This window comes from Halovivax sp. (assembly GCA_007119345.1).
In the GTDB taxonomy this organism is placed as follows: Archaea; Halobacteriota; Halobacteria; order Halobacteriales; family Natrialbaceae; genus Halovivax.
The window spans coordinates 1-3326 of record SKPV01000026.1 but is presented as its reverse complement, the minus strand read 5'-3'; the positions used below and the strand labels follow the sequence as shown (position 1 = coordinate 3326).

Below are 3326 nucleotides of genomic sequence, written 5' to 3'. Positions count from 1 at the left end.
CGATCGCGCCGAGAACGTCGGCATCGAGTCCACGGAGACACTCTGTCACGGCCGCCCCTGGGAGGAGGTCCGCGAGGTCGCAGACGAGGTCGACGCCGACCTGATCGTCATCGGCCACCAGGGCCAGGGACACCCCCGGACCGACCGAATGGGGAGCGTCGCCGAACGCATCGTCCGCACGGCAGACCGGCCGGTCCTGACGGCCTGAGCCGGTCGCGACCGGTGCCCGCCGGGTCCCAGACCGTTCTCTCGCTCGACCGGTTCACTCGCGGTGGAAAGAACCCGAGCGATTCGGCGCGACGTGCCCGAACGGCGTGTGCGGCGCCCGTCGCCTACGGCTTCGATCGGCGTCCCTCGGCCTGGATCTCTTTTGCCGTCGCGTACGGGGCGTGCGGTCGGCTGCTGGAACCCCCGTACTCGATCAATCCACGACACCAACAACAGACGCTGAACGAAGTCGGGTCGCCGGTCGCGTCGTACGAGGATTGGAACACCGGCGTCTCGCGAGCGCAGTGCGGACACGGCATCGGCTGGGCGCCGTCGTCGCGCATGCGCTTGCCGACCCCGCGGTTCAGTCGGTACCATCCGATCGCCTCGCGTAGGAACTCCATACCTCTCTCACCACCCTACGCAGCGCTCGGTCGTATCTCTTTGTCAACCGCTAGCAAAACCACATATTCACGAGTCAGTTCACGCGCTCGTACACTGGCGTCGACTCACCATCGACGTCCGTCGTCAGCCGCTCGACGGCGTCGCTAACGTCACCGAGACTGGCGGTCTGCTCCTGGCTGGCCGCCGCGACCGACTCCGCCGCACCCGCGACGCGGTCGGCGTCACCGCCGAGCTCGTCGAGCGACTCGGCGATCGACTGGACGCTGCGGGCCTGCTGGTCCGTCGCGGCGGCGACATCCTCCATCCCCGCCGCGGTCGATCGAACCGCCTCGTGAACCGTCTCGAGCGAGGCGACCGTCTCGCGGACTCGATCGGAGCCGGCGTCGACCCGTTCGACCATCTCCTCCGCCGTCTCGACCGTCGCCTCGACCTCGTCGCCGACCTCCCGGGCGGTCTCCTCGATCGACCCGAGGTCGGCCCGCGTGCGCTCTGCGAAGGCGTCGATCTCGTCGGCGATCACCATGAGGGTCCGGTCCGTCTCCGACTCCGTCGCGCTCCGGGCGGCCTCGATCTCGGCGTTTTTCGCCAGGATCGAAGTGCGCGTCGCGACCTCGTCGAGGCGCTCGACGACGGTCGAGATCGCGTCGGCGCGCTCGTCCAGCGACGCTACCGCTGCTTCGACGTCGGCCGCGGCCCGCTCGATCGCGTCCAGTTCCTCGAGGGCGTCCTCGGCCGCGTCCGCCCCGTCCGCCGTGAGACGTTCGGCGCGCTCGCTCTCCCCCCGAACGTCGTCGGCCACACTCGCGACCTCTTCGACGGTCGCGCTCACGGCGCCGACCTCAGACGCGCTCCGCTCGATCGCCGTCGCCTGGTTCGAGGCGTGGGCGCTGATCGCCTCCGCACGCGCCGCGACCGCTTCGCTCGCCTCGTGAAGTTCGTCGATCGGTGCCCGGACGTCGGCCTCGACGGCCGCCGTGAGCCGGTCCCGGCGATCGATCGCCTCCTCCAGACGGGTCGCGTAGGAATCGACGTACGTCTCCGTTGCGACCTGCAGGTCGAGGTTGATGATCCGCAACAGCGCCAGCACGTCCATCATGCCGTCGTCGATCGCCGAGCGAACCGTCCGCTCGAACGACGCCTCCAGGCCGTCGTCGACGTCACCTCCATCGTCGCCGAAACCGAACACGTCAGCGAGTCGACCCAGGCCACCCTCTTCCTCGGCAGCTTCGCGCTCGGCGGCCCACTCCTCGATCGCCTCGACGACCCGGTCCTGGACCCGCGCGTTCAGCCGATCCAGGAGGAGGTCGTAGTAGACGCCGTACTGCCCGACGTAGTACTTCAGCGGCATGTCGAGCAACTCGTGGAGCTTGCCGATCCGGGCCCGGTTCGCGAAGTACGCTCGGTCGTACTCCCCGGTCGCGAGCGAGCGCAGGTACGCTCGCTGGGTCTGCTTCAACGCCTCGACGTCCTTGGGTGAGCGCTCGAAGATCTCGCGGGTTCCCTCGTAGCGCAGCAGCTTCTCGTAGAAGTCGTCCGCGATGGCCTCCTGTTCGGCCCGCAGGAGCGGCTCCAGCTCCGAGAGCCGCCGCTCGTCCTCCTCGTCGAAGTTCAGAAAGTCCTTCCGCCAGTCGATTTCGCTCTCGGTCAGTCCGATTCGCGCTACCAGCTCGTCCGCGTCGACGTACGGGTTCAAGCCCCCACGCCCGAAGATCGGATCGTCCGTCATCGGTGAACGTGTTCGGCTCGCGTTTTAAGATGGTCGGGGCAGTTCCCGGTCTCCGGGAATTTCCCCTCCTTCAACCGGTTTCTGAGAGTGTCGGCGGCCGGTACCGACGCGCCGGCCCGGATCACCCCGTCAGCCGTCTCGCGTCCACATCGGGCTCGGCCGCCGACTCGAGGTCGGGCTCGGACGCTGAGGACGTCCGATCCGGTTCGTCGTGAAACCGATCACCGTTTCCGTTCATTGACATCCGGGCCCCGCACGCCTCGCATTGGAACGGGTACGCCGGACCGACGTCGCTGGTCAGCACCACCTCGTACTCACCGGGGTGGCGCCACTGGTGACCGTAGAGCCGACACTGCCAGTTTGCGTAACTCATGGGGTATCGTACGCCGCCGCGAAGAATTAGTCGCGCGCCGTGAGCGGCGGACACCCCGGTCGGCCCGCCCCGGTCGTCCGGGCGGTTCGGAGAGTGTCCGGAAGGCGGAAATCGCCCGGGCGGTTCGGAGAGTGGAAATCGTTCGGGCGGTTCGGAGAGTGTCCGGAAGGCGGAAATCGCCCTGGCCGGTCCGAATGCGATCGATCGCGGCCGCCAGGTGCCACGTCCGCATCTGAAAAGCGCTCTGCATACCGGGCATACCTTTATCCGAGCGATCGGTGTTCGTCCGGTTACCAACGGTTGACACGGTGACACCATGACGGTAGACACCAACAACGAGCTCACGCATCACCTCGGCGTCGCGGTCGGGAGCGTCGTCGTGGCGGCCCTGTTGTGGGTCGTCGGATACGGCGGACAGCGTGTCGTCGCCGCCGTCCCCTTTTTCATCCTGTTCTTGGTGATGGTCATCGGCCCGCTGGTGCGCATCCGGCCGTCGATCAGGCGTCGGTTTTCGGGGAACTTTCCCGTCAACTGGCGGTCGGAACTCGGTATCTGGTTCGCGATCTGGTCCGTCGTCCACGTGCTGTTCGTCTTCTGGGCGCGCGACTGGGACGT

The 3326-nt window shown here is 67.6% G+C and carries 4 protein-coding genes and 1 pseudogene; 2 read left to right on the top strand and 3 right to left on the bottom strand.

Annotated elements, in window-relative coordinates:
* Positions 1-208 (top strand): universal stress protein (locus tag QZT59_RS02255; protein WP_290810747.1); only part of this gene is annotated, 208 nt, incomplete at its 5' end.
* Positions 209-332: 124 nt separating this feature from the next.
* On the opposite strand, the gene QZT59_RS02250 is transcribed toward QZT59_RS02255, so the two are convergent.
* The 3 genes from QZT59_RS02250 to QZT59_RS02240 all read right to left on the bottom strand — a co-directional run bounded on the left by QZT59_RS02250 (position 333) and on the right by QZT59_RS02240 (position 2711).
* Entirely contained in the window at positions 333-611 is a 279-nt protein-coding gene (locus QZT59_RS02250) for a hypothetical protein (protein WP_290810744.1), read from the bottom strand.
* Positions 612-685: 74 nt separating this feature from the next.
* On the bottom strand, positions 686-2338 hold the full coding sequence (locus QZT59_RS02245) for a protoglobin domain-containing protein (protein ID WP_290810741.1): 1653 nt from the start codon (positions 2336-2338) through the stop codon (positions 686-688).
* A gap of 121 nt (positions 2339-2459) precedes the next feature.
* Positions 2460-2711 (bottom strand): hypothetical protein, encoded by a 252-nt coding sequence (locus QZT59_RS02240; RefSeq protein WP_290810738.1) that lies wholly within the window; start codon positions 2709-2711, stop codon positions 2460-2462.
* A gap of 316 nt (positions 2712-3027) precedes the next feature.
* On the opposite strand from QZT59_RS02240, the pseudogene QZT59_RS02235 reads away from it, so the two are divergent.
* Positions 3028-3326, top strand: a pseudogene (locus tag QZT59_RS02235) (hypothetical protein); the annotation flags it as partial.